Annotated in this window: 23 protein-coding genes; 10 read left to right on the plus strand and 13 right to left on the minus strand. The window is 73.3% G+C overall.

The genetic code is table 11. The features are described from left to right. Positions 1-111: 111 nt before the first annotated feature. Entirely contained in the window at positions 112-1,008 is an 897-nt protein-coding gene (gene dapA, locus CP974_RS06250) for a 4-hydroxy-tetrahydrodipicolinate synthase (RefSeq protein WP_031131729.1), read from the plus strand. Here the strand turns inward: dapA and CP974_RS06255 are convergent. Continuing rightward, positions 995-1,201 carry a hypothetical protein gene (locus CP974_RS06255; RefSeq protein WP_031131727.1) on the minus strand — a complete coding sequence of 69 codons (207 nt, stop codon included), beginning with the start codon at positions 1,199-1,201 and terminating at the stop codon, positions 995-997. The genes dapA and CP974_RS06255 overlap by 14 nt on opposite strands. Positions 1,202-1,389: 188 nt before the next feature. Continuing rightward, positions 1,390-2,373: a 2,3,4,5-tetrahydropyridine-2,6-dicarboxylate N-succinyltransferase gene (gene dapD / locus CP974_RS06260; RefSeq protein WP_031131725.1), complete on the minus strand. Its 984-nt coding sequence runs from the start codon at positions 2,371-2,373 to the stop codon at positions 1,390-1,392. A gap of 651 nt (positions 2,374-3,024) precedes the next feature. On the opposite strand from dapD, the gene CP974_RS06270 reads away from it, so the two are divergent. Beyond that, positions 3,025-4,062, plus strand: coding sequence for a DUF7847 domain-containing protein (locus tag CP974_RS06270; protein WP_031131723.1), 1,038 nt, complete (start codon positions 3,025-3,027; stop codon positions 4,060-4,062). Positions 4,063-4,211: 149 nt separating this feature from the next. On the opposite strand, the gene CP974_RS06275 is transcribed toward CP974_RS06270, so the two are convergent. The 8 genes from CP974_RS06275 to CP974_RS06310 form a co-directional block, all read right to left on the minus strand. Further along, complete coding sequence (locus CP974_RS06275) at positions 4,212-4,550, minus strand: metal-sulfur cluster assembly factor (RefSeq protein ID WP_031131721.1); 339 nt, start codon at positions 4,548-4,550, stop codon at positions 4,212-4,214. Further along, a complete protein-coding gene (sufU, locus tag CP974_RS06280) occupies positions 4,547-5,020 on the minus strand; it encodes a Fe-S cluster assembly sulfur transfer protein SufU (RefSeq protein WP_031131719.1) in 474 nt (157 codons plus the stop codon). The genes CP974_RS06275 and sufU overlap by 4 nt, the downstream gene beginning before the upstream one ends. Positions 5,021-5,035: 15 nt before the next feature. Beyond that, entirely contained in the window at positions 5,036-6,292 is a 1,257-nt protein-coding gene (locus tag CP974_RS06285; RefSeq protein WP_031131717.1) for a cysteine desulfurase, read from the minus strand. Further along, complete coding sequence (sufC, locus tag CP974_RS06290) at positions 6,289-7,053, minus strand: Fe-S cluster assembly ATPase SufC (protein ID WP_031131715.1); 765 nt, start codon at positions 7,051-7,053, stop codon at positions 6,289-6,291. Before sufC ends, CP974_RS06285 begins: the two co-directional genes overlap by 4 nt. Before the next feature lie 7 nt (positions 7,054-7,060). Beyond that, entirely contained in the window at positions 7,061-7,378 is a 318-nt protein-coding gene (locus CP974_RS06295) for a non-heme iron oxygenase ferredoxin subunit (protein WP_031131713.1), read from the minus strand. Further along, entirely contained in the window at positions 7,378-8,553 is a 1,176-nt protein-coding gene (sufD, locus tag CP974_RS06300; RefSeq protein ID WP_031131711.1) for a Fe-S cluster assembly protein SufD, read from the minus strand. Before sufD ends, CP974_RS06295 begins: the two co-directional genes overlap by 1 nt. 62 nt (positions 8,554-8,615) lie before the next feature. Then, a complete protein-coding gene (sufB, locus tag CP974_RS06305; RefSeq protein WP_031131709.1) occupies positions 8,616-10,031 on the minus strand; it encodes a Fe-S cluster assembly protein SufB in 1,416 nt (471 codons plus the stop codon). Next, positions 10,028-10,780, minus strand: a complete 753-nt coding sequence (locus CP974_RS06310) for a helix-turn-helix transcriptional regulator (RefSeq protein WP_031131708.1) — start codon at positions 10,778-10,780, stop codon at positions 10,028-10,030. Before CP974_RS06310 ends, sufB begins: the two co-directional genes overlap by 4 nt. A gap of 798 nt (positions 10,781-11,578) precedes the next feature. Here CP974_RS06310 and CP974_RS06315 point away from each other — a divergent pair. The 3 genes from CP974_RS06315 (at position 11,579) to CP974_RS06325 (ending at position 14,347) form a co-directional block, all read left to right on the plus strand. Continuing rightward, complete coding sequence (locus CP974_RS06315) at positions 11,579-12,505, plus strand: ABC transporter ATP-binding protein (protein WP_031130069.1); 927 nt, start codon at positions 11,579-11,581, stop codon at positions 12,503-12,505. Continuing rightward, positions 12,502-13,269, plus strand: coding sequence for an ABC transporter permease (locus CP974_RS06320; protein ID WP_031130068.1), 768 nt, complete (start codon positions 12,502-12,504; stop codon positions 13,267-13,269). The genes CP974_RS06315 and CP974_RS06320 overlap by 4 nt, the downstream gene beginning before the upstream one ends. 115 nt (positions 13,270-13,384) lie before the next feature. Next, positions 13,385-14,347 carry a COX15/CtaA family protein gene (locus CP974_RS06325; RefSeq protein ID WP_031130067.1) on the plus strand — a complete coding sequence of 321 codons (963 nt, stop codon included), beginning with the start codon at positions 13,385-13,387 and terminating at the stop codon, positions 14,345-14,347. Between the two features lie 550 nt (positions 14,348-14,897). Here the strand turns inward: CP974_RS06325 and CP974_RS06330 are convergent. Next, a complete protein-coding gene (locus CP974_RS06330) occupies positions 14,898-15,221 on the minus strand; it encodes a hypothetical protein (RefSeq protein ID WP_031130066.1) in 324 nt (107 codons plus the stop codon). A gap of 97 nt (positions 15,222-15,318) precedes the next feature. Beyond that, on the minus strand, positions 15,319-16,293 hold the full coding sequence (locus tag CP974_RS06335) for a heme o synthase (RefSeq protein ID WP_037937313.1): 975 nt from the start codon (positions 16,291-16,293) through the stop codon (positions 15,319-15,321). Positions 16,294-16,691: 398 nt separating this feature from the next. Here CP974_RS06335 and tkt point away from each other — a divergent pair, with 398 nt between their 5' ends. Genes tkt through pgl form a run of 5 tightly spaced genes read left to right on the plus strand, consistent with a single transcriptional unit; the run spans position 16,692 to position 23,427 of the window. Further along, positions 16,692-18,779: a transketolase gene (gene tkt / locus CP974_RS06340; protein WP_031130063.1), complete on the plus strand. Its 2,088-nt coding sequence runs from the start codon at positions 16,692-16,694 to the stop codon at positions 18,777-18,779. Between the two features lie 35 nt (positions 18,780-18,814). After that, positions 18,815-19,933 (plus strand): transaldolase, encoded by a 1,119-nt coding sequence (tal, locus tag CP974_RS06345; protein ID WP_031130061.1) that lies wholly within the window; start codon positions 18,815-18,817, stop codon positions 19,931-19,933. A 4-nt stretch (positions 19,934-19,937) separates the two neighbouring features. After that, positions 19,938-21,461, plus strand: coding sequence for a glucose-6-phosphate dehydrogenase (zwf, locus tag CP974_RS06350; protein ID WP_031130060.1), 1,524 nt, complete (start codon positions 19,938-19,940; stop codon positions 21,459-21,461). Continuing rightward, the gene (opcA, locus tag CP974_RS06355; RefSeq protein ID WP_031130059.1) at positions 21,458-22,645 is read left to right on the plus strand and encodes a glucose-6-phosphate dehydrogenase assembly protein OpcA; all 1,188 of its coding nucleotides are present in this window, start codon (positions 21,458-21,460) and stop codon (positions 22,643-22,645) included. Before zwf ends, opcA begins: the two co-directional genes overlap by 4 nt. Beyond that, positions 22,642-23,427, plus strand: a complete 786-nt coding sequence (gene pgl / locus CP974_RS06360) for a 6-phosphogluconolactonase (RefSeq protein WP_031130058.1) — start codon at positions 22,642-22,644, stop codon at positions 23,425-23,427. The genes opcA and pgl overlap by 4 nt, the downstream gene beginning before the upstream one ends. Positions 23,428-23,572: 145 nt before the next feature. On the opposite strand, the gene CP974_RS06365 is transcribed toward pgl, so the two are convergent. Beyond that, positions 23,573-24,421 carry a poly-gamma-glutamate hydrolase family protein gene (locus CP974_RS06365; protein ID WP_031130057.1) on the minus strand — a complete coding sequence of 283 codons (849 nt, stop codon included), beginning with the start codon at positions 24,419-24,421 and terminating at the stop codon, positions 23,573-23,575. Between the last annotated feature and the right edge of the window lie 18 nt (positions 24,422-24,439).

The following is a 24,439-nucleotide window of genomic DNA, read 5'->3' on the forward strand; positions in this document are numbered from 1 at the left end:
CCCCGAGTACCCAGACGGGTCGGCGCCATGCCACGTTGAAGCACGGCTTGACCGACAGCGCAAGAAGGTCTAAGTAGACCTACGACGTCCCCGAGGGCAAGACTGCCGGGCATGACGGACCACGACACGACGCCGCACCGCCCCTTCGGCCGCGCCCTGTGCGCCATGGTCACGCCGTTCACGCCCGACGGCGCCGCCCTCGACCGGGACCGGGCCGCGGCCCTCGCGGCGGGGCTGGTGGCGCGCGGCTGCGACGGGCTGGTCCTGAATGGCACCACCGGCGAGTCCCCCACCACGTCGGACGCGGAGAAGCGGGAGCTGATCGCCGCCGTCCGGGCCGCGGTCGGCCCTTCGGTACCGCTCGTCGCGGGCGTCGGCACCGCCGACACGGCGCACACGGTCGCGCTGGCCCGGCAGGCGGAGGCGGCGGGCGCCGACGGGCTGCTGGTGGCGCCGCCCTACTACAGCCGCCCGCCGCAGGCCGCCCTGGAGGCGCACTTCCGGCGGGTGGCGGACGCGACGGGGCTGCCGGTGATGCTGTACGACATCCCGGGCCGCACGGCCGTCCGGATCGAGCCGGACACGATGGCGCGGCTCGCCGAGCACCCGCGGATCGTGGCCGTGAAGGACTGCGCCTACGACGTGCTGGGCACGACCGGGCTCCTCGCCCGCACCCCGCTGGCCGTCTACTCGGGCTGCGAGGAGCTGAACCTGCCGCTGTGCGCGCTGGGCGGCGCCGGCTTCGTCAGCACGGTCGCGAACGCGGCGCCCGCCGAGGTCAGGGCGGTCGTCGACGCGTACGACGCGGGCGCCACGGCCGAGGCGGCCCGGCTGAACGGGCGTCTGCTGGCGCTGACGGAGCTGATGACGGCGTCCGGCCTGCCGGGCGCGGTCACCGCGAAGGCCCTGGTGGACGCGGGCCCCCCGCGCGAACCGCTGCAGCCCGCCGGCCGGGACGCGGTCGACGGGCTGCGCGGGGCGCTCGCGGAACTGGTCAGCCGACGATGACGTTGCGCCCGAGGACCGCCACGTGCTCCAGCACGTCCTCCATGGGGTCGTCGATCTGACCGGCGTTGATCAGCCCGACCCGCGGCCCGTTGTGCGCCTGGTTGTTGCTCTCGTCCGCGTGTGCGGCTCCGGCGCCGAACACCCCCGCCGCGGCGAGCAGCCCCACGAGCACAGCGGTCCTGGTGATCTTCATCTGAATCCCTCGCCTTGCCGTCCGATGTCACCCTGCGTCCCCCTGTCCATCGCCCGGACGGCCCAGAGGTCACGGTCTTTCACCCTTCCGCGCGGCGTGTCCCGTTGCGCGCCCGACGCCCGTGGACGCGCGCGTGCCCCGTCCCCGCCGCGTGGCGGGGACGGGGCACGCGTCGCGGCGCGGGGGCGTCAGTTGTGGCTGTGCAGGATGTCGTTGAGGCCGCCCCAGACGGCGTTGTTCGGGCGGGCCTCGACCGTGCCGGTGACCGAGTTGCGGCGGAAGAGGATGTTCGACGCGCCGGACAGCTCGCGGGCCTTCACGACCTGCCCGTCCGGCATGGTGACCCGCGTACCCGCGGTGATGTACAGGCCGGCCTCGACGACGCACTCGTCGCCCAGCGCGATGCCGACACCCGCCTCGGCGCCGATCAGGCAGCGCTCGCCGACCGAGATGACGACGTTGCCGCCGCCCGACAGGGTGCCCATGGTGGAGGCGCCGCCGCCGATGTCGGAGCCGTCGCCGATGACCACGCCGGCGGAGATGCGGCCCTCGACCATGGAGGTGCCGAGCGTGCCCGCGTTGAAGTTGACGAAGCCCTCGTGCATGACGGTCGTGCCGGCGGCGAGGTGCGCGCCGAGCCGGACGCGGTCGGCGTCCGCGATGCGCACGCCCTTCGGGACGACGTAGTCGGTCATGCGCGGGAACTTGTCCACGCTGGTGACCTGGAGGTGCAGGCCCTCCGCGCGGGCGTTGAGGCGGACCCGCTCGACGTCGTCGACGGCGACGGGGCCGAGCGAGGTCCAGGCGACGTTGGCCAGGAGGCCGAAGACGCCGTCGAGGTTCTGGCCGTGCGGCTTGACGAGCCGGTGGCTGAGCAGGTGCAGCCGCAGGTAGGCGTCGTGCGCGTCGAGCGGCTTGTCGTCCAGCGACGCGATGGACGTGCGTACGGCGACGACCTCGACGCCGCGCCGGGCGTCGACGCCGAGGGCCTTGGCGGCGCCCTCCCCCAGGAGGTTCACGGCCTGGTCGGGGGTGAGCCGCTCGGTCCCGGCGGGCCCGGCCTCCTCGGTCAGCTCGGGCGCGGGGAACCAGGTGTCCAGAACGGTGCCGTCGCCGGCGACGGTGGCGAGGCCGGCGGCCACGGCTCCGGTGGTGCGAGGTGCAGAAGTCATGCCCCGAACCTAGCCGCACGGGCGCCGCCGCCGCGAACCGGTCTCATGCGGCCGGCCGCCCCGGCCCCGGAAGGCCCCGAACCGGACGCGCGCCTGCGCACGCCTGCGGGACGCGCCCGGGAGGCCGCCGCCGAGCCGCACGCGCTTCCCGTAGGCGCCCTCCCGCGCCCCGCTCCGGCCGCGCTTCCGGCCGCGCCTCTCGTGAGCGCCGCCCCCGACCCGCCCCGGCCGCGCCCGGCACACCCGCCCGCCGAACCCGCCGGGAGCCCCGGCTACCGTGTCCCGGTTCACCCACCTGGCCTTCCCTCCGGGAGTACACCGCAGATGACGCACGACAGCGGCAGGCACGAGCCGCCCGGCGAGCCCGCCGGCCCCGGTCCCGGCGGCGGCTCCGGCCCCGGCCCCGCGCCGGGCGCCGCCCCGACCGGTCCCGCGGCCGAGCCGAACCCCCAGGCCGGCCCCACCAGCCCCACGGCCGGACCCGCCGGACCCACCGGACCCGCCGGACCCACCGGCCCGTACGCCCCGGGGGCCCTCCCGCACGTCCCGGGGGCCGTCCCGTACGGTCCCCCGGCCGGGGCCGGTGCGCCGTGGGCGGGGCCGCCCCCGGGGGGCTGGGGGTGGGGCGCGCCGCGCCCGCCGAAGCCGGGCGTGATCCCGCTGGCACCGCTGGGCGCGGGCGACGTCCTCGGCGGCGCGTTCGCCGCGCTCGGCCGCGCGTGGAAGCAGCTGCTGGGGGTGTCCCTGCTGGTCTTCGGCTTCCTGGGGCTGCTCGGCGGGGTGGTGCTGTTCACCGGCTACCAGGGCTTCGAGGAGGCCGTGCTGGAGCTGGAGGCGCGGAGCACGCCGCCCGGCACGGACACGGTGAGGTCGTTCCTCCTCGGCCTCGGCGCGCTCTGGTCGGGCATGAGCCTGCTGTTGCTGCTGGGCACGAGCCTCGTCCAGGCGGCCGCCGCGGCCGTGCTCCGGGGCGCGGTGCTGGGCCGGACCGTGCCGTTCGGCACCGTGTGGCGCCAGGCGTGGTCGCGGGTGTGGGCCGTGGCGGGCGGCAACCTCCTCGTCGCCCTGGCCACCGTCGTCCCGGTGTTCGGTCTGCTCGTCCTCGGCTGGCTGGCGCTGCTGGGCATCGCGTTCTCCTCGTCGCCCGACGCCCCCGAGCTGCCTCTCCTCCCGCCGGGCTGGCTGGCCCCGGTGGGGCTGCTGGGCGGCCTGGGCCTCGGCCTGGCGGGGATCTGGCTGTGGGTGCGGTTCAGTCTGGCCCCGGCCGCCGTGGTCTTCGAGGGGCTGGGCCCGGTGGCCGCGCTGCGCCGCTCCGCCCGGCTGGTGCGCGGCGCCTGGTGGCGGGTCTTCGGCATCGCGCTGCTGGCGGGCGTCATCGCCGCGTTCGCGACGTGGCTGCTGCAGCTGCCCTTCCAGTTCCTCGGCGCCGTGCCGGCGGCCTTCCCGTCCGACGGCCCGGACGGGACGGACCTGGCGCCCGTCCTGACCGCCGTGGCCGTCGCCCTGGCCTTCAGCCTGGTCGGGACGGTCGTGGCGCAGGCCGTGACGGCGCCGTTCTCCCCCCTGGTGCACGCCCTGCTCTACGTCGACCGGCGCATCCGCACCGAGGACCTCGCCCGGTCGCTGGCCGAGGCCGCCGCGCGCGACCCCTGGCCGCCGTACCACGGCGCACCGGCCCACCGGGCATGACCGGCCGACGCCGGTAGAGGACCGGCCGGGGAAGCGGCCGGAGAACGGCCGGCGGACACGGCGACGGCCACGCCCCGTCGGGGCGTGGCCGTTGCCGTGGGCCTGGGCCTGGGCCGGGCGGGAGCCGCCGGGCCCGGACCTCGCGGTCCTCAGACGTTGAAGCCGAGCGCGCGGAGCTGCTCGCGCCCGTCGTCCGTGATCTTGTCCGGACCCCACGGCGGCATCCAGACCCAGTTGATCTTCAGCTCGTTGACGATGCCGTCCGTCGCCGCCTTCGCCTGGTCCTCGATGACGTCGGTCAGCGGGCAGGCCGCCGACGTCAGCGTCATGTCCAGCGTGGCCACGTTGGAGTCGTCCACGTGGATGCCGTAGATGAGGCCCAGGTTGACCACGTCGATCCCCAGCTCGGGGTCGACCACGTCGTACAGCGCCTCGCGGATCTCGTCCTCGGAGGCGGGCTTCACCGTGACCGTCTCGTTCTCGCTCATGCCGTCTTTCCCTCCGCCTTCGCGGACTCCTCGCCCAGGGCCTGGGCGGTCGCGTCCTTCCACGCCATCCAGCTCAGCAGCGCGCACTTCACCCGGGCCGGGTACTTGGAGACGCCGGCGAACGCGACCGCGTCCTCCAGCAGCTCCTCCATCGCGTCGTCGGGCTCGATCCGGCCCTTGGACTGCATCAGCTCCAGGAACGTGCCCTGGATCCGCCGCGCCTCCTCCAGCTCCTTGCCCACCAGGAGCTCGTTGAGTACGGAGGCGGAGGCCTGGCTGATGGAGCAGCCCTGCCCCTCGTACGACACGTCCGCCACGCGGGAGCCGTCGTACTTCACGCGGAGCGTGATCTCGTCACCGCACGTCGGGTTGACGTGGTGCACCTCGGCGTCGCCCGGCCGCAAGCCCCGCCCGTGCGGGTGCTTGTAGTGGTCCAGGATGACGTCCTGGTACATCGAATCCAGCTTCACGAGTCGGTCAGCCCCTCATCCGAAGAAGTTGCGGACGTGCTCCAGCCCGTCCACCAGGGCGTCGACCTCGGCGGGCGTGGAGTACAGATAGAACGACGCCCGCGTGGTCGCCGGAATTCCGTACCGCAGGCAGACGGGCCGGGCGCAGTGGTGGCCGACCCGGACCGCGATGCCCTGCTCGTCGAGGACCTGGCCCACGTCGTGGGGGTGGATGTCGCCGAGCGTGAAGGAGATCGCGGCGCCCCGGTCCTCCGCCGTGGTGGGGCCGATGATCCGCACGCCGGGGACGTCCGCCAGGCGCCGGATCGCGTACTCGGTGAGCGCGTGCTCATGGGCGGCGATCCGGTCCATGCCGATGGAGGACAGGTAGTCCACCGCCGCGCCGAGGCCGACGGCCTGGGCGATCGGCGGCGTCCCCGCCTCGAACTTGTGGGGCGCGGGGGCGTACGTGGAGGAGCTCATCGAGACGGTCTCGATCATCTCGCCGCCGCCGAGGAACGGCGGGAGGTCCTCCAGCAGCTCCTGGCGGCCCCACAGCACGCCGATGCCGGTCGGGCCGCACATCTTGTGGCCGGTGAAGGCCACGAAGTCGGCCTGGAGGGCCTGCACGTCCAGCGCCATGTGCGGGGCGGCCTGGGAGGCGTCGACGCAGACCAGCGCGCCGACCTCCTGGGCGCGGCGCACGATGGCCTCGACCGGGTTGTAGGTGCCGAGGATGTTGGAGACCAGCACGAAGGAGACGATCTTCGTCTTCGGCGTGATGACCTCGTCGATCCGGGACAGGTCGAGGCGGCCGTCGTCGGTGAGCCCGAACCACTTCAGCTTCGCGCCGGTGCGCTGCGCGAGCAGCTGCCACGGCACGATGTTGGAGTGGTGCTCCATCTCCGTGATGACGATCTCGGTGTCGGCGTCCACGCGGTACGGCTCGTCGGCCCAGCCCAGCATGTTCGCCACGAGGTTCAGCGACTCCGAGGCGTTCTTGGTGAAGATCACCTCGTCGCGGCTGGGCGCGTTGACGAAGGCCGCCACCTTGTCGCGGGCACCCTCGTACAGCTCCGTGGCCTCCTCGGCGAGGACGTGCACACCACGGTGGACGTTGGCGTTGTGCTGCTCGTAGTACTCGTTGAGCACGTCGAGCACCTGGCGCGGCGTCTGGGACGTCGCCGCGTTGTCCAGGTAGACGAGCTTCTTGCCGTCGTGGAGGACGCGGTCCAGGATCGGGAAGTCCTTGCGGATCGCCTCGGTGTCGAGGAGGCCCGGAAGCTGTGTCACAGGGATGCGCCGCCCTTCGTGTACGCCTCGTAGCCCTCGGACTCCAGCTTGTCCGCCAGCTCGGGGCCGCCCGACTCGACGATCCGGCCGCCCGCGAAGACGTGCACGTGGTCGGGCTTGATGTAGCGCAGGATGCGCGTGTAGTGGGTGATCAGCAGGGTGCCGACCTCGCCGGACTCGCGGACGCGGTTGACGCCCTCGGAGACGATGCGCAGGGCGTCCACGTCGAGGCCGGAGTCGGTCTCGTCCAGCACCGCGATCTTCGGCTTGAGCAGTTCGAGCTGGAGGATCTCGTGGCGCTTCTTCTCACCGCCGGAGAAGCCCTCGTTCACGTTCCGCTCGGCGAAGGACGGGTCCATGTTGAGGCGCTCCATGGCCTCCTTGACCTCCTTCACCCAGGTGCGCAGCTTGGGGGCCTCGCCGCGGACGGCGGTGGCGGAGGTGCGCAGGAAGTTGGAGACGGAGACGCCGGGGACCTCGACCGGGTACTGCATGGCGAGGAAGACGCCGGCGCGGGCCCGCTCGTCGACGGACATCTCCAGGACGTCCTCGCCGTCGAGGGTGACGGTGCCGCCGGTGACCGTGTACTTCGGGTGGCCGGCGAGGGAGTAGGCGAGGGTGGACTTGCCGGAGCCGTTGGGGCCCATGATGGCGTGGGTCTCGCCCTGCTTCACGGTCAGGTCGACGCCCTTGAGGATTTCCTTCGTGGCGTTGTCGGCCTCGACGGAGACGTGCAGGTCGCGGATTTCAAGCGTTGCCATGGGTGACTCAGGACTCCTGGGTGACGGAGACGAGCACATCGTCCCCTTCGGTCTTTACGGGGTATACGGGGACGGGGCGCGTCGCGGGGAGGCCGGACGGCTTGCCGGTACGGAGGTCGAAGCTGGAGCCGTGCAGCCAGCACTCGATGGCGCAGCCGTCGACCTCGCCCTCGGAGAGCGAGACGTTCGCGTGCGAGCAGATGTCGTGGATCGCGAACACCTCCCCCTCGGTGAGGACGACGGAGACCGGCGTGCCGTCGATCTCCACCCGCTTGGGGGTGTCCTCCGTCAGCTCGCTCAGGCCGCAGACGCGGACGAAGGCCATCAGACCGACGCCTCCAGTTCCGCCTCGATCTTCTCGATGAGCCGCGCCTCGACGTCGGCGAGGCCGATCTGCTGGACCAGCTCGGCGAAGAAGCCGCGGACGACGAGGCGGCGGGCCTCGGTCTCCGGGATGCCGCGGGCCATCAGGTAGAACAGCTGCTCGTCGTCGAAGCGGCCGGTCGCGGAGGCGTGGCCGGCCCCGGCGATCTCGCCGGTCTCGATCTCCAGGTTCGGCACCGAGTCGACGCGGGCGCCGTCCGTGAGGACGAGGTTGCGGTTCATCTCGTAGGTGTCGGTGCCCTCGGCGGCGGCCTGGATGAGGACGTCGCCGATCCACACGGCGTGCGCCGACTCGCCCTGGAGGGCGCCCTTGTAGACGACGTTCGAGGTGCAGTGCGGGGTGTTGTGGTCGACCAGGAGGCGGTGCTCCTGGTGCTGGCCCGCGTCGGTGAAGTACAGGCCGAACAGCTCGGCCTCGCCGCCCGTGCCGGCGTACGCGACGCGCGGGTGGACGCGGACGAGGTCCCCGCCGAAGGTGACGACGACGGACTTGAAGGAGGCGTCGCGGCCGACGAGCGCGTTGTGCTGCGCCACGTGGACGGCCTTGTCGCCCCAGTCCTGGACGGAGACGACGGTCAGCTTGGCGCCGTCGCCGAGGACGTACTCGACGTTGGCGGCGAGGACGGCGTCGCCGGTGTGGTCGAGGACCACGACGGCCTCGGCGAACGCGCCGAGCTCGACGACGAGGTGACCGAAGGCGGTGCCGCCCTGCCCGTGCACGGCGATGCGGACGGGCTCGGAGAGCGCGGCCTCCTTGGGCACGGTGACGACCGTGGCCTTCTCGAACGAGGTGTACGCCTGCGCCGCGACCCGGTCGACCGGCTTGCCCGCGCGGCCGAGGCGGGTGTCGTCGCGGCCGACGGTCTCGACGGTGACGGCGTCGGGCGCCGTCACGTCGACGCGTACCCCTTCACCGGTGGCGGCGGCGGTGCCGTCGTGCAGCCCGCGCAGTCGCTCCAGCGGCGTGAACCGCCACTCCTCCTCGCGGCCGTGCGGGACGGGGAAGTCCGCGACGTCGAAGGACGGGGGGGCGCTCATGCGGGTGGCGACGGTCGACTCGGCCGCCACCGCGATGGAGCCGGCGGTGGTCGAACCCACCGGGATGTTCTCAGCCATGGCTGTCGTGGTTTCTCTTCCTACGTGCGTACGTCGTCGGGTCGTGCGGGTCCTAGCCGGGGTCAGCCGACCGAGCCCTCCATCTGCAGCTCGATCAGCCGGTTGAGCTCCAGGGCGTACTCCATCGGCAGCTCCTTGGCGATCGGCTCGACGAAGCCGCGCACGATCATCGCCATGGCCTCGTCCTCGGAGAGGCCGCGGCTCATCAGGTAGAAGAGCTGGTCCTCGGAGACCTTGGAGACCGTGGCCTCGTGGCCCATGGAGACGTCGTCCTCGCGCACGTCAACGTACGGGTACGTGTCGGAGCGGGAGATCGTGTCGACCAGCAGCGCGTCGCACAGGACGTTGGACTTGGAGCCCGGGGCGCCCTCGCCGATCTCGATGAGGCCGCGGTAGGAGGTGCGGCCGCCGCCCCGCGCCACCGACTTGGAGACGATGTTGGAGGAGGTGTTCGGCGCCATGTGGACCATCTTGGCGCCGGCGTCCTGGTGCTGGCCCTCGCCCGCGAAGGCGATGGAGAGCGTCTCGCCCTTGGCGTGCTCGCCCATCAGGTAGACGGCCGGGTACTTCATGGTGACCTTGGAGCCGATGTTGCCGTCGACCCACTCCATGGTCGCGCCCTCGTAGGCCACGGCGCGCTTGGTGACCAGGTTGTAGACGTTGTTCGACCAGTTCTGGATGGTCGTGTAGCGGCAGCGGGCGCCCTTCTTGACGATGATCTCCACGACGGCGCTGTGCAGCGAGTCGGAGGAGTAGATCGGCGCGGTGCAGCCCTCGACGTAGTGGACGTAGGCGTCCTCGTCGACGATGATCAGCGTCCGCTCGAACTGGCCCATGTTCTCGGTGTTGATCCGGAAGTATGCCTGGAGCGGGATGTCGACGTGCACGCCCTTCGGCACGTAGATGAAGGAGCCGCCGGACCACACGGCCGTGTTCAGCGAGGCGAACTTGTTGTCGCCGACCGGGATCACCGTGCCGAAGTACTCCTGGAAGAGCTCCGGGTGCTCCTTGAGGGCGGTGTCCGTGTCGAGGAAGATGACGCCCTGCGACTCCAGGTCCTCGCGGATCTGGTGGTACACGACCTCGGACTCGTACTGCGCGGCGACACCGGCGACGAGGCGCTGCTTCTCCGCCTCGGGGATGCCGAGCTTGTCGTACGTGTTCTTGATGTCCTCGGGCAGGTCCTCCCAGGAGGCGGCCTGCTTCTCGGTGGACCGGACGAAGTACTTGATGTTGTCGAAGTCGATGCCGGAGAGGTCGGAGCCCCAGGTCGGCATGGGCTTCTTGTCGAACAGGCGCAGACCCTTCAGCCGCAGCTTCAGCATCCACTCGGGCTCGTTCTTCTTCGCGGAGATGTCGCGGACGACGTCCTCGTTCAGTCCGCGCTTGGCGACGGCACCGGCCGCGTCCGGGTCGGCCCAGCCATATTCGTACCGACCCAGGCCCTCGAGCTCGGGGTGGCTGATCTCGGTGGTCATGCGGGGTTCCTCCCGGCCGTGCTTGCGGATGGTGATGAAGGGTTCTCGGGGTGTTTCGGGTGGCTGTGCGGGATGAACGTCGTGCAGACCCCGTCGCCGTGCGCGATGGTGGCCAGGCGCTGGACGTGCGTCCCGAGGAGGCGGGAGAAGATCTCCGTCTCCGCCTCGCAGAGCTGCGGGTAGCGCTCCGCGACGTGGGCGACCGGGCAGTGGTGCTGGCACAGCTGCTGGCCGACCTGCCCCACCGGCGCCTCGCGCGCCGTCGCAGCGTACCCGTCCGCGCTCAGCGCCCTGGCCAGCGCCTCGGCGCGCCGCTGGGGCGGCGCCGCCTCGACGGCCGCGCGGTACGCCTCCGCCTGCGCCTCCACCCGGTCGCGCGCGAAGGCCGCGACGGCGGCCTCTCCCCCGGCGTTCTGCTCGATCCAGCGCAGGGCGTCCACCGCGAGGGTGTCGTACGACTGGTCGAAGGCGTCCCGGCCGCAGTCGGTCAGCGCGAAGACCTTGGCGGGGCGGCCGCGGGTGCGGGCGCCGTAGACGCGCTGCTCGCGCGGGGCGACCACGTCGTCGGCGACGAGCGCGTCGAGGTGACGGCGCACGGCGGCCTGGGTGAGGCCGAGCCGCTGGGCGAGCTCCGCCACGGTGGACGGGCCGTGGTCCAGGATGGAGCGCGCGACCCGGTTGCGGGTGGACCGCTCTCCGGTCGCGAGCTCCTCTCCTGGAGCCGCGGAAGTCTCACCGACGTTTTTCACAACGCCATTGTTGCGTAATTCCGGAGAGGGTGACAAGCCGCGCCCCGAGGGCCCGCCGGTGCCGTGCGTCACTTAGGGAAACCTAACCTGACCTGCGGAAACGATCAGAGGGCCGGGCCGGGGCCGGCCGCGGGGGGCCGGACCGGCCGGTGGCCCCGCCGCCCAGGCGGGGGTTCGCGGCCCCTTGCGCGGGCCTGGCGCGTGCTTCTGCGGGACCCCGGGCGGGGCCGGGCGGGCGCCACCTCGGCAGGGCTCCGGGACGGGGCGCGGGCGGACCGGACGGTCCGGGCGGGGGGCGGTCCGCCGGGCGGAACGGGCGGCGGGGCGCGGTCCGGGGAGGCCGCGGACGGGGGCGGTCGGGGGCGGTCGGCGGGAGGGCGGTGGCGGTCGGGGGCGGTCGGCGGGAGGGTGGTGGGGCCGGGCGGGCTCGGCGCGGCCGTCGGGTGCCGGCCGTGGGGTGCCACGCTGCCGGGCCCTGGCGGTCCGCCCGGGCGGCGGCCTGTGGGGCGGTCGGGGCCGACGCGGCCGGGCCGGGCGGCGGGGGCGCCGCGGGGCGGCCAGGCGGCCGGTCCTGCCGCGCGGAGGGTCGGGCGGAGGCGGGCGGGGGAACACGGGCGGGTGCGTCCGGACGTGTCGGCGGTCCGCCGACCGGGGTACCGCGCCTTCGGCCGAGGGGGCGCCGGGGCCGGGGAGCCGGGCGGCGGGGGGCCCGCCTCGGCGGCGCCCGGTCGCGGGGGCGCCCGGTGGCGAGGGACCCGCGGCCCGTGGGCGCCCGGCGGCTGCCTAGACTTGGCTGCCATGCGAAACGAGTCCGCCGTCCGGGTACGGGGCCTGGTCAAGCGGTACGGGACCAAGACCGCCGTGGACGGGCTCGACCTCGACGTCCGCACCGGTACCGTCACCGCCGTCCTCGGCCCGAACGGGGCCGGCAAGACCACCACCGTCGAGACCTGCGAGGGATACCGCAGGCCCGACGCGGGCACCGTCCGCGTCCTGGGCCTCGACCCGGTCGCCGACGCGGCCCGGTTGCGCCCCCGCGTCGGGGTGATGCTCCAGTCGGGCGGGGTCTACTCGGGCGCCCGCGCCGACGAGATGCTCCGCCACATGGCGAAGCTGCACGCCCACCCCCTCGACGTGGACGCCCTGATCGAGCGCCTGGGCCTCGGCTCCTGCGGCCGCACGGCCTACCGGCGGCTGTCGGGCGGGCAGCAGCAGCGCCTCGCCCTGGCCATGGCCGTCGTCGGGCGGCCCGAGCTGGTCTTCCTGGACGAGCCGACCGCCGGACTCGACCCGCAGGCCCGCCGCTCCACCTGGGACCTGGTGCGCGAGCTGCGCGCCGACGGGGTGACCGTGGTCCTCACCACCCACTTCATGGACGAGGCCGAGCAGCTGGCCGACGACGTGGCGATCGTGGACGCCGGGCGGGTCGTCGCCCAGGGCAGCCCCGAGCGGCTGTGCCGCGGCGGCGCCGAGAACTCCCTGCGCTTCACCGGCCGCCCCGGCCTGGACCTCGGCGCCCTGCTGAAGGCGCTGCCGGACGGGACGGCCGCGGCCGAGACCGCGCCCGGCGCGTACCGGATCACCGGCGAGGTGGACCCGCAGCTCCTCGCCACGGTCACCAGCTGGTGCGCGCAGGCCGGGGTGATGCCGGACGGCATCGCGGTGGAGCGCCGCACGCTGGAGGACGTCTTCCTGGAGCTGACCGGCAAGGAGCTGCGCGGATGAACAGCGGTACGTACACCCCGCGGCCGGGGGCCGCGCCGGTCGGCCGGATGATCGCCGCCCAGGCGGCGCTGGAGACCCGGATGCTGCTGCGCAACGGCGAGCAGCTGCTCCTCACGGTGGTCATCCCGTCCCTGCTGCTGGTCCTCTTCTCCACCGTGGACATCGTCGACACGGGCGGCGGCGCGGCCGTGGACTTCCTCGCGCCGGGCGTCCTCGCCCTGGCCGTGATGTCGACCGCGTTCACCGGGCAGGCCATCGCCACCGGCTTCGAGCGGCGGTACGGGGTGCTGAAGCGGCTGGGCGCCTCACCCCTGCCCCGGTGGGCGCTGATGGCCGCCAAGACGCTCGCCGTGCTGGTCACGGAGGTCCTGCAGGTCCTGCTCCTGACCGCCATCGCGCTGGCGCTCGGCTGGTCGCCGCAGGGCAGCCCGTTCGCGGTGCTCCTGCTGCTGGTTGCCGGGACGGCGGCGTTCTCCGGGCTCGGGCTGCTGATGGCCGGGACGCTGCGGGCCGAGGCGACGCTGGCGGCGGCGAACCTGGTCTTCCTGCTGCTCCTGGTGGGCGGCGGGGTGGTCGTACCGCTGGACCGGTTCCCCGACGCGGCGCGGGCTGCGCTGGAGTGGCTGCCGATCACGGCGCTGTCCGGGGGGCTGCGGGACGTCCTCCAGGACGGCGCGGGCATGCCGTGGGGGGCGCTGGGCGTGCTCGCCGTGTGGGCGGCGGCCGGGCTCGGCGCGGCGGCCCGCTTCTTCCGCTGGGAGTAGCCCGGGGCGGGCCCGGCTCGTGGCGCGGGTGGTACGAGCCGGGCGGGCCGGCCGGGGGCAGCCGGGGGGCACCCCCTCGTGAAAGCGTGCACAAGCGGCGACCTACGATAGGTCCGTGTTGACCCCTCTCGCCTCTATCGCCCGGCGCTGGACGCCCTCCCCGCAGACGGTCCGGCGGGCCGCGCTCTCCGCGGTCGTCATGACCGTCGTCATCATCGTCACCGGCGGCGCCGTCCGGCTGACCGGCTCCGGCCTCGGCTGCGACACCTGGCCCAAGTGCACCGACGACAGCCTCTTCGCCACGCCCGAGCAGGGCATCCACGGCGCCATCGAGTTCGGCAACCGGCTGCTGACCTACGTCCTGTCGGCCGCCGTCGGCTGGTCGATCATCGCCACCCGGTCCACCAAGCCGTGGCGCCGCGGCCTGACCCGGCTCGGCTGGCTCCAGTTCTGGATCGTCGCGAGCAACGCCGTCCTCGGCGGGATCGCGGTGTGGACCGGGCTGAACCCGTGGACCGTCGCCGGCCACTTCATCGCCGCCAACGCTCTGCTGACCGTCACCGTGATCACCTGGGTCCGGGCCGGCGAGGGCGACGGCCCGCCGCGCCCGCGCGTCCCCGGCCCGGTGCGCAGGCTCGGCTGGGCGCTGGTCGCCGCCTCCGCCGTGCTGATCGTCGCCGGCACGGGCGTGACCGGCAGCGGCGAGCACGCGGGCGACAGCAGCGACGTCCCGCGCATGCCGTTCGACTACACGACCGTGGCGCAGGTGCACGCGCTGTTCGCGTGGGCCGTGGGCGCGGGCGCGATCGCCATGTTCGTCGTCCTGCGGGTGGTCGACGCCCCGGACGACATCCGCAGGCGCGCCCGCGACCTGCTGCTGGTCCTGGTCCTCCAGGGCGGCATCGGGTACGTGCAGTACTTCACGGGCGTCCCCGAGATCCTGGTGGGCGCCCACATGCTCGGCTCCGCCCTGATGTGGATCGCGGTGCTGCGCCTGGCCCTCAGCCTGCGCGAGCGGCCCGCGGTCCAGGCCCCGGTGCCAGCCCAGCCGGGTGACGCGGCGCTGACGGCGGCCTGAGGGCCGGCAGGGGGGACACACACGGCAGACGCCCGGGGGCGCCGCCGGTACGGACATCCGTACCGGCGGCGCCCCCGGGCGTTCGGCGGTGGGGCGGCACGGGGCGCTCAGCCACGGCCGCGAAGGGCGGGCGGAGCACCGCCGCGGGGACCATCGGGCGCCCGCCGGCCCGAGGCCGGACCGGCGGCCGCGGGCCGGGCAAGCCGCGGGCCCGCACGCCGATGCGGCCACGGACGGTACGGCCCGGCGGGTAGGGCACCGGCACGGCCCGGCGGGCACCCCGGCCGGCCGCCGGTGCAGCCCGGCGCGGGTCCGGCACCGGTGCAGCCCGGTGCGAGTACGGCACCGGTTCGGCCTGACGCGGGTACGGCACCGGTACGGCCTGGCGCGGGTACGCGCGGGCACTCGCGGGTACGGCCCGGCGCGGGCACGCGCAGGTGCGGCCGCGGGCACCCACCGCCGCCGTGAGGGCGGCCGGGGGTGCCCGACGGGGAGGAGCGGCGGGGTGCGCCCGCCACGCCACGGGGAGGCGGCGGGTGGCCGCCTCCCGTCACTTGGCGGCGCCGCCGCCGATCTGGATGCCGGCCATGCGGCTCCACTCGTAGGGGCCCGTGTGGACCTTGGCGGCGAGCTCGCCGTCGAAGGACTCCTGGAGGGTGAGGCCGGCCTTCTCGGCCGCGCCGCGCGCGATCTCGCCGTTGGGCGCGACCAGGTCGCCCCAGCCGCCGTCCTCGCCGACCAGCACGATGCGCGTGCCGGCCTGGCCGATGTAGGCGAGCTGGCCCTGGGCGCCGCCGTGCTCGGTGGCGAACGCGCGGATCTGCTTGGCGAGCTTCGCCGCCGTGCGCTCAGCCTGCTTCGTGGTGTCTGCCATGCACAGGATGCTACTGCCGGGTAGATCGACGTGCGACGGGCGGGTCGCGTGGCCTTGGCCACGCGACCCGCCCGTCAGGCGGCGCGGTCCGGCGCGGTCAGCGCAGGAAGGGGTCCACGGCGACCGCCACGAAGAGCAGCGACACGTAGGTGATGGACCAGTGGAAGAGGCGCATCTCCTTGAGCTTCGCCCCGGTCTCGCCGGCGCGGGCGCGGTGCTGGAGCGCGTGCGCCTCCCACAGCCACCAGCCGCCGGTGGCCAGGGCCACGGCCGTGTAGAACCAGCCGGTGTAGCCGAGCGGCTGGAGCAGCAGGGAGACGAGGACCATCACCCAGCTGTAGAGGACGATCTGCCGGGCCACGACCTTGTTGGAGGCGACGACCGGGAGCATCGGGACGCCGACGCGGGCGTAGTCCTCCTTCACCTTCATGGACAGCGGCCAGTAGTGCGGCGGCGTCCAGAAGAAGATGACGAGGAAGAGGATGACGGCGGCCCACGACATGGAGTCGGTGACCGAGGACCAGCCGATGAGGACCGGCATGCAGCCGGCGATGCCGCCCCACACGATGTTCTGCGCCGTGCGGCGCTTGAGGATCATCGTGTAGACGACGACGTAGAAGAGGAGCGCGCCGAGGGCGAGCCACGCCGACAGCCAGTTGACGAACAGGCCGAACCAGAGCGTGGAGACGACGGCGAGCCCGAGACCGAAGACCAGCCCCTCGCGCGGCGACACGACGCCGGTGACGAGCGGGCGCTGCGACGTGCGCTCCATGAGCGCGTCGATGTCCCGGTCGATGTACATGTTGAGCGCGTTCGCGCCGCCCGCGGAGAGGTAGCCGGCGAAGCACGTGTGGAGCACCAGCAGCAGATCCGGTACGCCCTGCTCCGCGAGGAACATCACCGGAACGGTGGTGATCAGCAGCAGCTCGATGATCCGCGGCTTGGTCAGTGCCACGAACGCCTTGGCGCGGACCCCGATCGGCCGGTGGACCGGGCTCGTACCGGGTACACCCTCCCCCAGAGCCTTGAGGGCCTGGGAGGTGTCCCCAGGACGGGATTCGACGGCCGTCACGCACACCCCTGACAGAGACATCCCTGCGAGCCCGCCCTTGACGTGATGGGCCGGTGAAGACTCGCGCGTACCACGCCACTGTAGACGTTGCCCATACTCCGCCCTTCGCGGGGGTGGGTCGTGTCCGCCCGGCCCGGTCCGGCAGGGGGGCCGCGGGGTGTCAGACGGGCGGATCCCCCTCTCGAACGAGCGCTCCGATGAGCGGCGTACGGGCGTGCGGGACACGGATGAGCGATCTGATGAGCGGCCCCGTATACAGCTGGTGCACGGGGGTGGTCGCGGGTGGCGGGACCCGGTGAAGAGCCGGAAAATCGGGCCTGGTGACGGGATAGGCTCGGCAGCGGCCGGTGCACCGTAGTCATCGGCATGCGACTTGTGGAGAGGAGCCCTGACCGAGGGTGAGCACCAAGCCGACCACCACAGACCTCGAATGGACCGCATTGGACCAGCGTGCCGTCGACACCGCCCGTGTCCTGGCCGCGGACGCCGTACAGAAGGTCGGCAACGGCCATCCTGGTACGGCCATGAGCCTGGCCCCCGCGGCGTACACGCTCTTCCAGAAGGTCATGCGCCACGACCCGGCGGACCCGGACTGGACCGGGCGCGACCGCTTCGTGCTGTCCGCGGGCCACTCCTCGCTGACGCTGTACACGCAGCTCTACCTGGCCGGCTTCGGCCTGGAGCTGGACGACCTGAAGGCGTTCCGCACCTGGGGCTCGAAGACGCCGGGCCACCCGGAGTACGGCCACACCAAGGGCGTGGAGACCACGACCGGTCCGCTGGGCCAGGGCGTGGCCAACGCCGTGGGCATGGCGATGGCCGCCCGCTACGAGCGCGGCCTGTTCGACCCCGAGGCGGCGCCCGGCACCTCGCCGTTCGACCACTTCGTGTACGTCATCGCGGGTGACGGCTGCCTCCAGGAGGGCATCGCCGCCGAGGCGTCCTCGATGGCCGGCCACCAGAAGCTCGGCAACCTGATCATGCTGTGGGACGACAACCACATCTCGATCGAGGGCGACACCGAGACGGCCGTCTCCGAGGACACGCTCAAGCGGTACGAGGCGTACGGCTGGCACGTCCAGCGCGTGGAGCAGCAGGAGAACGGCGACCTCGACCCGGCGGCGCTGTACGCGGCCCTCCAGGCGGCGAAGGCCGAGACCGGCCGCCCGTCGTTCATCGCGATGCGCTCGATCATCGCCTGGCCGGCGCCGAACGCGCAGAACACCGAGGCCTCGCACGGCTCGGCGCTGGGCGACGACGAGGTCGCGGCCACCAAGCGGGTGCTCGGCTTCGACCCGGAGCGGACCTTCGAGGTGTCCGACGAGGTCATCGCGCACACCCGCGAGGCCCTGGACCGCGGCCGCGAGGCCCGCGCCGCCTGGGAGAAGGACCTCCAGGAGTGGCGCGCGGCCAACCCGGAGCGCGCCGCCGAGTTCGACCGGATCTCCGCGGGCGAGCTGCCCAAGGGCTGGGAGGAGAAGCTCCCGGTCTTCGAGGCGGGCAAGGGCGTCGCCACGCGCGCCGCGTCCGGCAAGGTGCTCCAGGCGCTCGGCGCGGTCATCCCCGAGCTGTGGGGCGGCTCCGCCGACCTCGCGGGCTCGAACAACACGACGATCGACAAGGCGTCGTCGTTCCTTCCCGAGGGCAACCCGCTGCCGGAGGCCGACCCCTACGGGCGGACGATCCACTTCGGCATCCGCGAGCACGCGATGGCCGCCGAGATGAACGGCATCGCCCTGCACGGCAACACGCGGATCTTCGGCGGGACCTTCCTGGTCTTCTCCGACTACATGCGCAACGCGGTGCGGCTGTCCGCGCTGATGCACCTGCCGGTGACGTACGTCTGGACACACGACTCGATCGGCCTCGGCGAGGACGGCCCGACCCACCAGCCGGTGGAGCACCTGGCGTCGCTGCGCGCGATCCCGGGCCTGAACGTGGTGCGCCCCGCCGACGCCAACGAGACGGCCGTCGCCTGGCGCGAGATCCTCAGGCGCTGGACCAAGGAGTTCGGCAAGGGCGCCCCGCACGGTCTGGCGCTGACCCGCCAGGGCGTGCCGACGTACGAGTGGAACGAGGGCGCCGCCCGCGGCGGCTACGTGCTCCTGGACGCCGAGGGCGGCGAGCCGCGGGTCGTGCTGGTCGCCACGGGCTCCGAGGTGCACCTGGCCGTGGAGGCGCGCGAGCGGCTCCAGGCGGAGGGCGTGCCGACGCGGGTCGTGTCGATGCCGTGCGTCGAGTGGTTCGAGGAGCAGGACCAGGGGTACCGGGACTCGGTGCTGCCGCCGTCGGTGAAGGCGCGGGTGGCGGTGGAGGCCGGCATCGGGCTGACCTGGCACCGGTACGTGGGCGACGCGGGCCGGATCGTGTCGCTGGAGCACTTCGGTGCGTCGGCCGACGGGAAGCTGCTGTTCCGGGAGTACGGCTTCACCCCGGAGGCGATCGCCGACGCCGCGCGGGAATCGCTCGCCGCCGCGGCGCGCTGACGCCAACACAAGCACCTATAGGAGATGCAATCCTCATGACAGACGCACTCAAGCGCCTCTCCGACGAAGGCGTGGCGATCTGGCTCGACGACCTGTCCCGCAAGCGCATCACCTCCGGCAACCTGGCGGAGCTGATGGACGAGCAGCACGTGGTCGGTGTCACCACCAACCCGTCGATCTTCCAGAAGGCGATCTCCGAGGGCCACGGCTACGACGTGCAGCTGACCGACCTCGCGGCCCGCAAGGTGACCGTCGAGGAGGCCATCCGCATGATCACGACGGCGGACGTCCGGGACGCCGCCGACATCCTCCGCCCGGTCTTCGACGCGACGCAGGGCCAGGACGGCCGGGTGTCGATCGAGGTGGACCCGCGGCTCGCGCACGACACGCGGGCGACGGTCGCCGAGGCGAAGCAGCTCGCGTGGCTGGTGGACCGGCCGAACACGCTCATCAAGATCCCGGCCACCCAGGCCGGCCTGCCGGCGATCACGGAGGCGATCGGCCTGGGCATCAGCGTCAACGTCACGCTGATCTTCTCGCTGGAGCGCTACCGCCTGGTCATGGACGCGTACCTGGCGGGCCTGGAGAAGGCCAAGGAGCGCGGCCTGGACCTGTCGAAGATCCACTCGGTGGCGTCGTTCTTCGTGTCCCGGGTGGACACCGAGATCGACAAGCGGCTGGACGCGATCGGCACGCCCGAGGCGAAGGAGCTGCGCGGCAAGGCGGCCCTGGCCAACGCGCGCCTCGCCTACGAGGCGTACGAGGAGGTCTTCGGCTCCGAGCGCTGGGCGGCGCTGGACCGGGCGCAGGCCAACCGGCAGCGCCCGCTCTGGGCCTCCACGGGCGTGAAGGACCCGGCGTACAAGGACACGCTGTACGTGGACGAGCTGGTCGCGCCGGGCACCGTGAACACGATGCCGGAGGCCACGCTGGAGGCCACCGCCGCGCGCGGCGAGATCCGCGGCGACACGATCACCGGCACGTACGACCAGGCCCGTGCGGACCTGGAGGCGATCGGGAAGCTGGGCATCTCGTACGACGAGGTGGTCCAGCTCCTGGAGGACGAGGGCGTCGCCAAGTTCGAGGCGGCCTGGAACGACCTGCTGGCGTCGACCGAGGCGGAGCTCAAGCGCCTCGCCCCTTCGGAGGCGTAGACCCTTGCACAGCAGCAATCCGCTGCGTGACGCCGCGGACCGACGGCTCCCGCGTATCGCGGGGCCGTCGGGCCTGGTCATCTTCGGCGTCACGGGCGATTTGTCCCGGAAGAAGCTGATGCCGGCGGTGTACGACCTGGCGAACCGGGGGCTTCTGCCGCCGGGCTTCGCGCTGATCGGCTTCGCCCGCCGCGAGTGGGCGGACGAGGACTTCGCGCAGGTCGTCCACGACGCCGTCAAGCAGCACGCGCGCACCCCGTTCCGCGAGGAGGTCTGGCAGCAGCTCCTGCAGGGCATGCGCTTCGTCCAGGGCGACTTCGACGACGACGCCGCCTTCGAGCAGCTCAAGACCACCATGGACGAGCTGGACAAGGCGCAGGGCACGGGGGGCAACTTCGCCTTCTACCTGTCGGTGCCGCCCAAGTTCTTCCCCGTGGTCGTCCAGCAGCTCAAGCAGCACGGACTGGCCGAGCAGAAGCAGGGGTGCTGGCGGCGCGCGGTCATCGAGAAGCCGTTCGGCCACGACCTGGCGTCGGCCCAGGAGCTGAACGCGATCGTCCACGAGGTGTTCACCCCGGACCAGGTGTTCCGGATCGACCACTACCTGGGCAAGGAGACCGTCCAGAACATCCTGGCGCTGCGGTTCGCCAACACCCTCTTCGAGCCGATCTGGAACCGGTCGTACGTCGACCACGTGCAGATCACCATGGCCGAGGACATCGGCATCGGCGGCCGTGCCGGCTACTACGACGGCATCGGCGCCGCCCGCGACGTCATCCAGAACCACCTGCTCCAGCTGCTCGCGCTGACCGCGATGGAGGAGCCCGCCTCCTTCGACGCGGACGCGCTCGCCGCCGAGAAGACCAAGGTGCTGGGCGCCGTGCGGCTGCCGAAGGACCTGGGCGCCTCGACGGTGCGCGGCCAGTACGCGGCCGGGTGGCAGGGCGGCGCGCCGGCCGTCGGCTACCTGGAGGAGGAGGGCATCGACCCGGACTCCAAGACCGACACATACGCCGCGATCAAGCTGGGCATCGACAACCGCCGGTGGGCGGGCGTCCCCTTCTACCTGCGGACGGGCAAGCGCCTGGGCCGCCGGGTGACGGAGATCGCGGTCGTCTTCCAGCAGGCCCCCCACTCCCCGTTCGACCACACGGCGACGGAGGAGCTGGGCCACAACGCGCTGGTGATCCGGGTCCAGCCCGACGAGGGCGTGACCATGCGGTTCGGCTCGAAGGTGCCGGGCACCTCCATGGAGGTGCGGGACGTCTCGATGGACTTCGCCTACGGCGAGTCGTTCACCGAGTCCAGCCCCGAGGCGTACGAGCGGCTGATCCTCGACGTCCTCCTCGGCGACGCCAACCTCTTCCCGCGCGTGGAGGAGGTCGAGCTGTCCTGGCGCATCCTCGACCCGATCGAGGACTACTGGGACAAGAACGGCAGGCCCGCCCAGTACAAGGCGGGCACGTGGGGTCCGGTCGAGGCGGACGAAATGCTCGCACGAGACGGACGGAGCTGGCGCCGGCCATGAAGATCGACCTTACGGACACCACCTCCAGCAAGATCAACAAGTCGCTGGTCCTCGGGCGGCGCGCCATCGGCACCCCGGCCGTGGGCATGGTGCTGACCCTGGTCATCGTCACCGACGAGGAGAACGCGTACGACGCGCTCAAGGCCGCCAACGAGGCGTCCCGCGAGCACCCGTCCCGCAAGCTCGTCGTCATCAAGCGGGTATCCCGCTCGCCGCGCGACCGGGCGAAGGCGCGGCTGGACGCCGAGGTGCGGGTCGGTGCCGACGCCGGTACCGGCGAAACGGTCATCCTGCGGCTGCGGGGCGAGGTCATCGACCACGCCCAGTCGGTGGTGCTGCCGCTGCTGCTGCCCGACGCGCCGGTGGTGGTCTGGTGGCCGGTCAACGCGCCGACCGACCCGGCCGCCGACCCGCTGGGCGCCCTCGCCCAGCGCCGGGTGACCGACACCTACAACGCCGAGCACCCGATCCGGGAACTGGCGGATCGCGCCGAGGCGTACACGCCGGGCGACACCGACCTCGCCTGGACCCGGATCACGCCGTGGCGCTCGATGCTCGCCGCCGCGCTGGACCAGGTCGCCTGCCAGGTGATCTCCGCCGAGGTGGAGGGCGAGGAGTTCAACCCGAGCGTGGAGCTGCTGGCCATGTGGCTGGCGGGGCGGCTGGGGGTCACGGTGCGCCGTACCGCCTCCATCGGGCCGGGCCTCACCGCCGTGCGGCTGGAGACCGACTGCGGGCCCATCGTGCTGGACCGGCCGGACGGGTCGCTCGCGACCCTGTGCGTGCAGGGGCAGCCGGACCGGGCGGTCGCGCTCAAGCGGCGCGAGACGGCCGAGCTGATCGCGGAGGAGCTGCGGCGGCTGGACCCGGACGACACGTACGCGGCGGCGCTGCGGTACGGGGTGGAGCGGCTGGTCGAGGGCGGCCCCGCCTCGGACGCGGGAGGCTCGGGGGCGGGCGCCGGATCCGGCGCGGACTCCGGTGCCGGCTCCAGGGCGGACTCCGGTGCTCCGGACCCGGGCGCTGCGGACTCGGGCGCTCCGGACTCGGGCGCTCCGGACTCGGGCGACGCCGGGACAGGTGCCGCGGACAGTGCCGCGGACGGTGGTTCCGGTGCGGGCGCCGCCCCGGCGGCGAAGTCCGGCGGGAAGAAGGCCCCGGCGAAGAAGGCGGCGGCCAAGTGAACGCACCGCAGCTGATCGTCCACCGCGACAAGGAGCTGATGGCGCAGGCCGCCGCCGCCCGGCTCATCACCCGGATCGTCGACGCGCAGACCGCCCGCGGCACCGCCTCGGTGGTCCTGACCGGCGGGCGCAACGGCAACGGCCTGCTGGCCGCGCTGCGCACGGCCCCCGCCCGGGACGCGATCGACTGGTCGCGGCTCGACCTGTGGTGGGGCGACGAGCGGTTCCTGCCGGAGGGCGACCCCGACCGGAACGACACCCAGGCGCGGGAGGCGCTGCTCGACAGCGTGCCGCTGGACCCGGCGCGGGTGCACCCCATGCCGGCCGCGGGCGGCGCGCACGGTGCGGACGCCGACGCCGCGGCCGCCGCGTACGCGCGCGAGCTGGCCGAGGCGGCCCGCCCGGAGAACCGCGGGCCCGTCCCCCGGTTCGACGTGCTCATGCTGGGCGTCGGCCCGGACACCCATGTGGCGTCCCTCTTCCCGGAGCACCCGGCCGTCCGGGAGACGGAGCGGACGGTGGTGGGCGTGCACGGCGCGCCGAAGCCGCCGCCGACCCGGATCTCCCTGACCCTCCCGGCGATCCGGGCGGCGCGCGAGGTGTGGCTGCTGGCGGCGGGCGAGGACAAGGCGCAGGCCGCCGCCGTCGCCCTGTCCGGCGCCGGCGAGGTGCAGGCCCCGGCGGCGGGCGCGTACGGCACGGCCCGCACGCTCTGGCTGCTCGACGCCGCCGCGGCGGCCCGGCTGCCACGGGCGCGGCACCCGGAGGACCCCACCGCCTGACCGGTCCGCGAGGTCCGGCGGGGAACGACCGGAGGCCCGGTCCGCGAGGTGACGCGGGCCGGGCCTCCTTCGTCGGGGCCGGGCGCTGCGGGCGGCGGACCGGCGCGGGTCCGCTCCCGCCGCGGCGCGCGCCGGCCGCGGTACCTCAGAGCACGGTCTGGTCGGCGTCCGCGTGCAGCTTGGCGATGGCGGTGCGGCAGGCGCGGACGAAGTCCCAGTACGTCGCCGTGGTGCTGCCGGCCCGCCCGGCGCGGGTGTTGACGGTGAACATCGCGGCCCGCAGCTCGGTGGTGAGCTCCAGCTGGCCCCCCTTGCCGAGCATGGTGCGGTTGCAGGGATTGGCGGGGTTGACGCCGGCGAGGTCGCGCACCTCGGGGTCGTTGCCGTCCTTCCAGGCGATGCCCACCCGGTCGAACTCCGCCTTGAGCAGGGTCTTGAACCGCTCGTTGAGCCCGCCGACCACGACCGCCCGCGGGTCGGCCGTGTGCGCCTGGGCGGCGGTGCAGCCGTGCAGGCTGAGCACGTTGAGGCTGGAGCGGACCATCGACTGGCAGACGTGGTCGTCGTTGTTCTTGGCGGTGACGTGCAGCTCCCGGTTGTCGGAGCCGCGCAGCCCCTCGAACATCCAGTAGTCGTGGACGCCGAGCCCGTCGCCGAGGGGCTGGAGGTCGGCGGGGTGGTAGCCGGCTATGCCGAAGCACAGCTCGGACGTGCCCATCTCGATGCCGCCGCCGTGCATGGCGACGACCGTGGTGCGGTTGTACGGGTATCTGGCCGAGTAGCTGTGGTCGAGGAACTCGTGCCGCTTGTAGCGGCGGGCGAACTCGGTGCCCTCCTGTCCTGCGAGCGCCCGGTAGAGGTCGGTGTTGGAGGCGTAGAGGTCGCCCTCGGCGGTGGCGTGGGCCGGCGCCGCGGTCGCGGCGCCGAGCAGCGGCGCGGCGACGGTGGCGGTGGCGAGAGCGGTCAGGACGGTGCGTCGGCTGGTGTCGGTCATCCGGTCATGATCACCACC

It is taken from the genome of Streptomyces fradiae ATCC 10745 = DSM 40063, from assembly GCF_008704425.1.
GTDB classification, from domain to species: domain Bacteria; phylum Actinomycetota; class Actinomycetes; order Streptomycetales; family Streptomycetaceae; genus Streptomyces; species Streptomyces fradiae.

Coding starts and splice junctions, on each gene's coding strand:
- CP974_RS06295 (WP_031131713.1), bottom strand. CDS start 7,378: ATGGCCTTCGTCCGCGTCTGCGGCCTGAGCGAGCTGACGGAGGACACC.
- CP974_RS06365 (WP_031130057.1), bottom strand. CDS start 24,421: ATGACCGACACCAGCCGACGCACCGTCCTGACCGCTCTCGCCACCGCC.
- CP974_RS06255 (WP_031131727.1), bottom strand. CDS start 1,201: ATGAAGATCACCAGGACCGCTGTGCTCGTGGGGCTGCTCGCCGCGGCG.
- CP974_RS06275 (WP_031131721.1), bottom strand. CDS start 4,550: ATGAGCGAGAACGAGACGGTCACGGTGAAGCCCGCCTCCGAGGACGAG.
- tal (WP_031130061.1), top strand. CDS start 18,815: ATGACAGACGCACTCAAGCGCCTCTCCGACGAAGGCGTGGCGATCTGG.
- sufB (WP_031131709.1), bottom strand. CDS start 10,031: ATGACCACCGAGATCAGCCACCCCGAGCTCGAGGGCCTGGGTCGGTAC.
- sufC (WP_031131715.1), bottom strand. CDS start 7,053: ATGGCAACGCTTGAAATCCGCGACCTGCACGTCTCCGTCGAGGCCGAC.
- CP974_RS06330 (WP_031130066.1), bottom strand. CDS start 15,221: ATGGCAGACACCACGAAGCAGGCTGAGCGCACGGCGGCGAAGCTCGCC.
- opcA (WP_031130059.1), top strand. CDS start 21,458: ATGAAGATCGACCTTACGGACACCACCTCCAGCAAGATCAACAAGTCG.
- sufD (WP_031131711.1), bottom strand. CDS start 8,553: ATGGCTGAGAACATCCCGGTGGGTTCGACCACCGCCGGCTCCATCGCG.
- CP974_RS06315 (WP_031130069.1), top strand. CDS start 11,579: ATGCGAAACGAGTCCGCCGTCCGGGTACGGGGCCTGGTCAAGCGGTAC.
- dapA (WP_031131729.1), top strand. CDS start 112: ATGACGGACCACGACACGACGCCGCACCGCCCCTTCGGCCGCGCCCTG.
- dapD (WP_031131725.1), bottom strand. CDS start 2,373: ATGACTTCTGCACCTCGCACCACCGGAGCCGTGGCCGCCGGCCTCGCC.
- CP974_RS06320 (WP_031130068.1), top strand. CDS start 12,502: ATGAACAGCGGTACGTACACCCCGCGGCCGGGGGCCGCGCCGGTCGGC.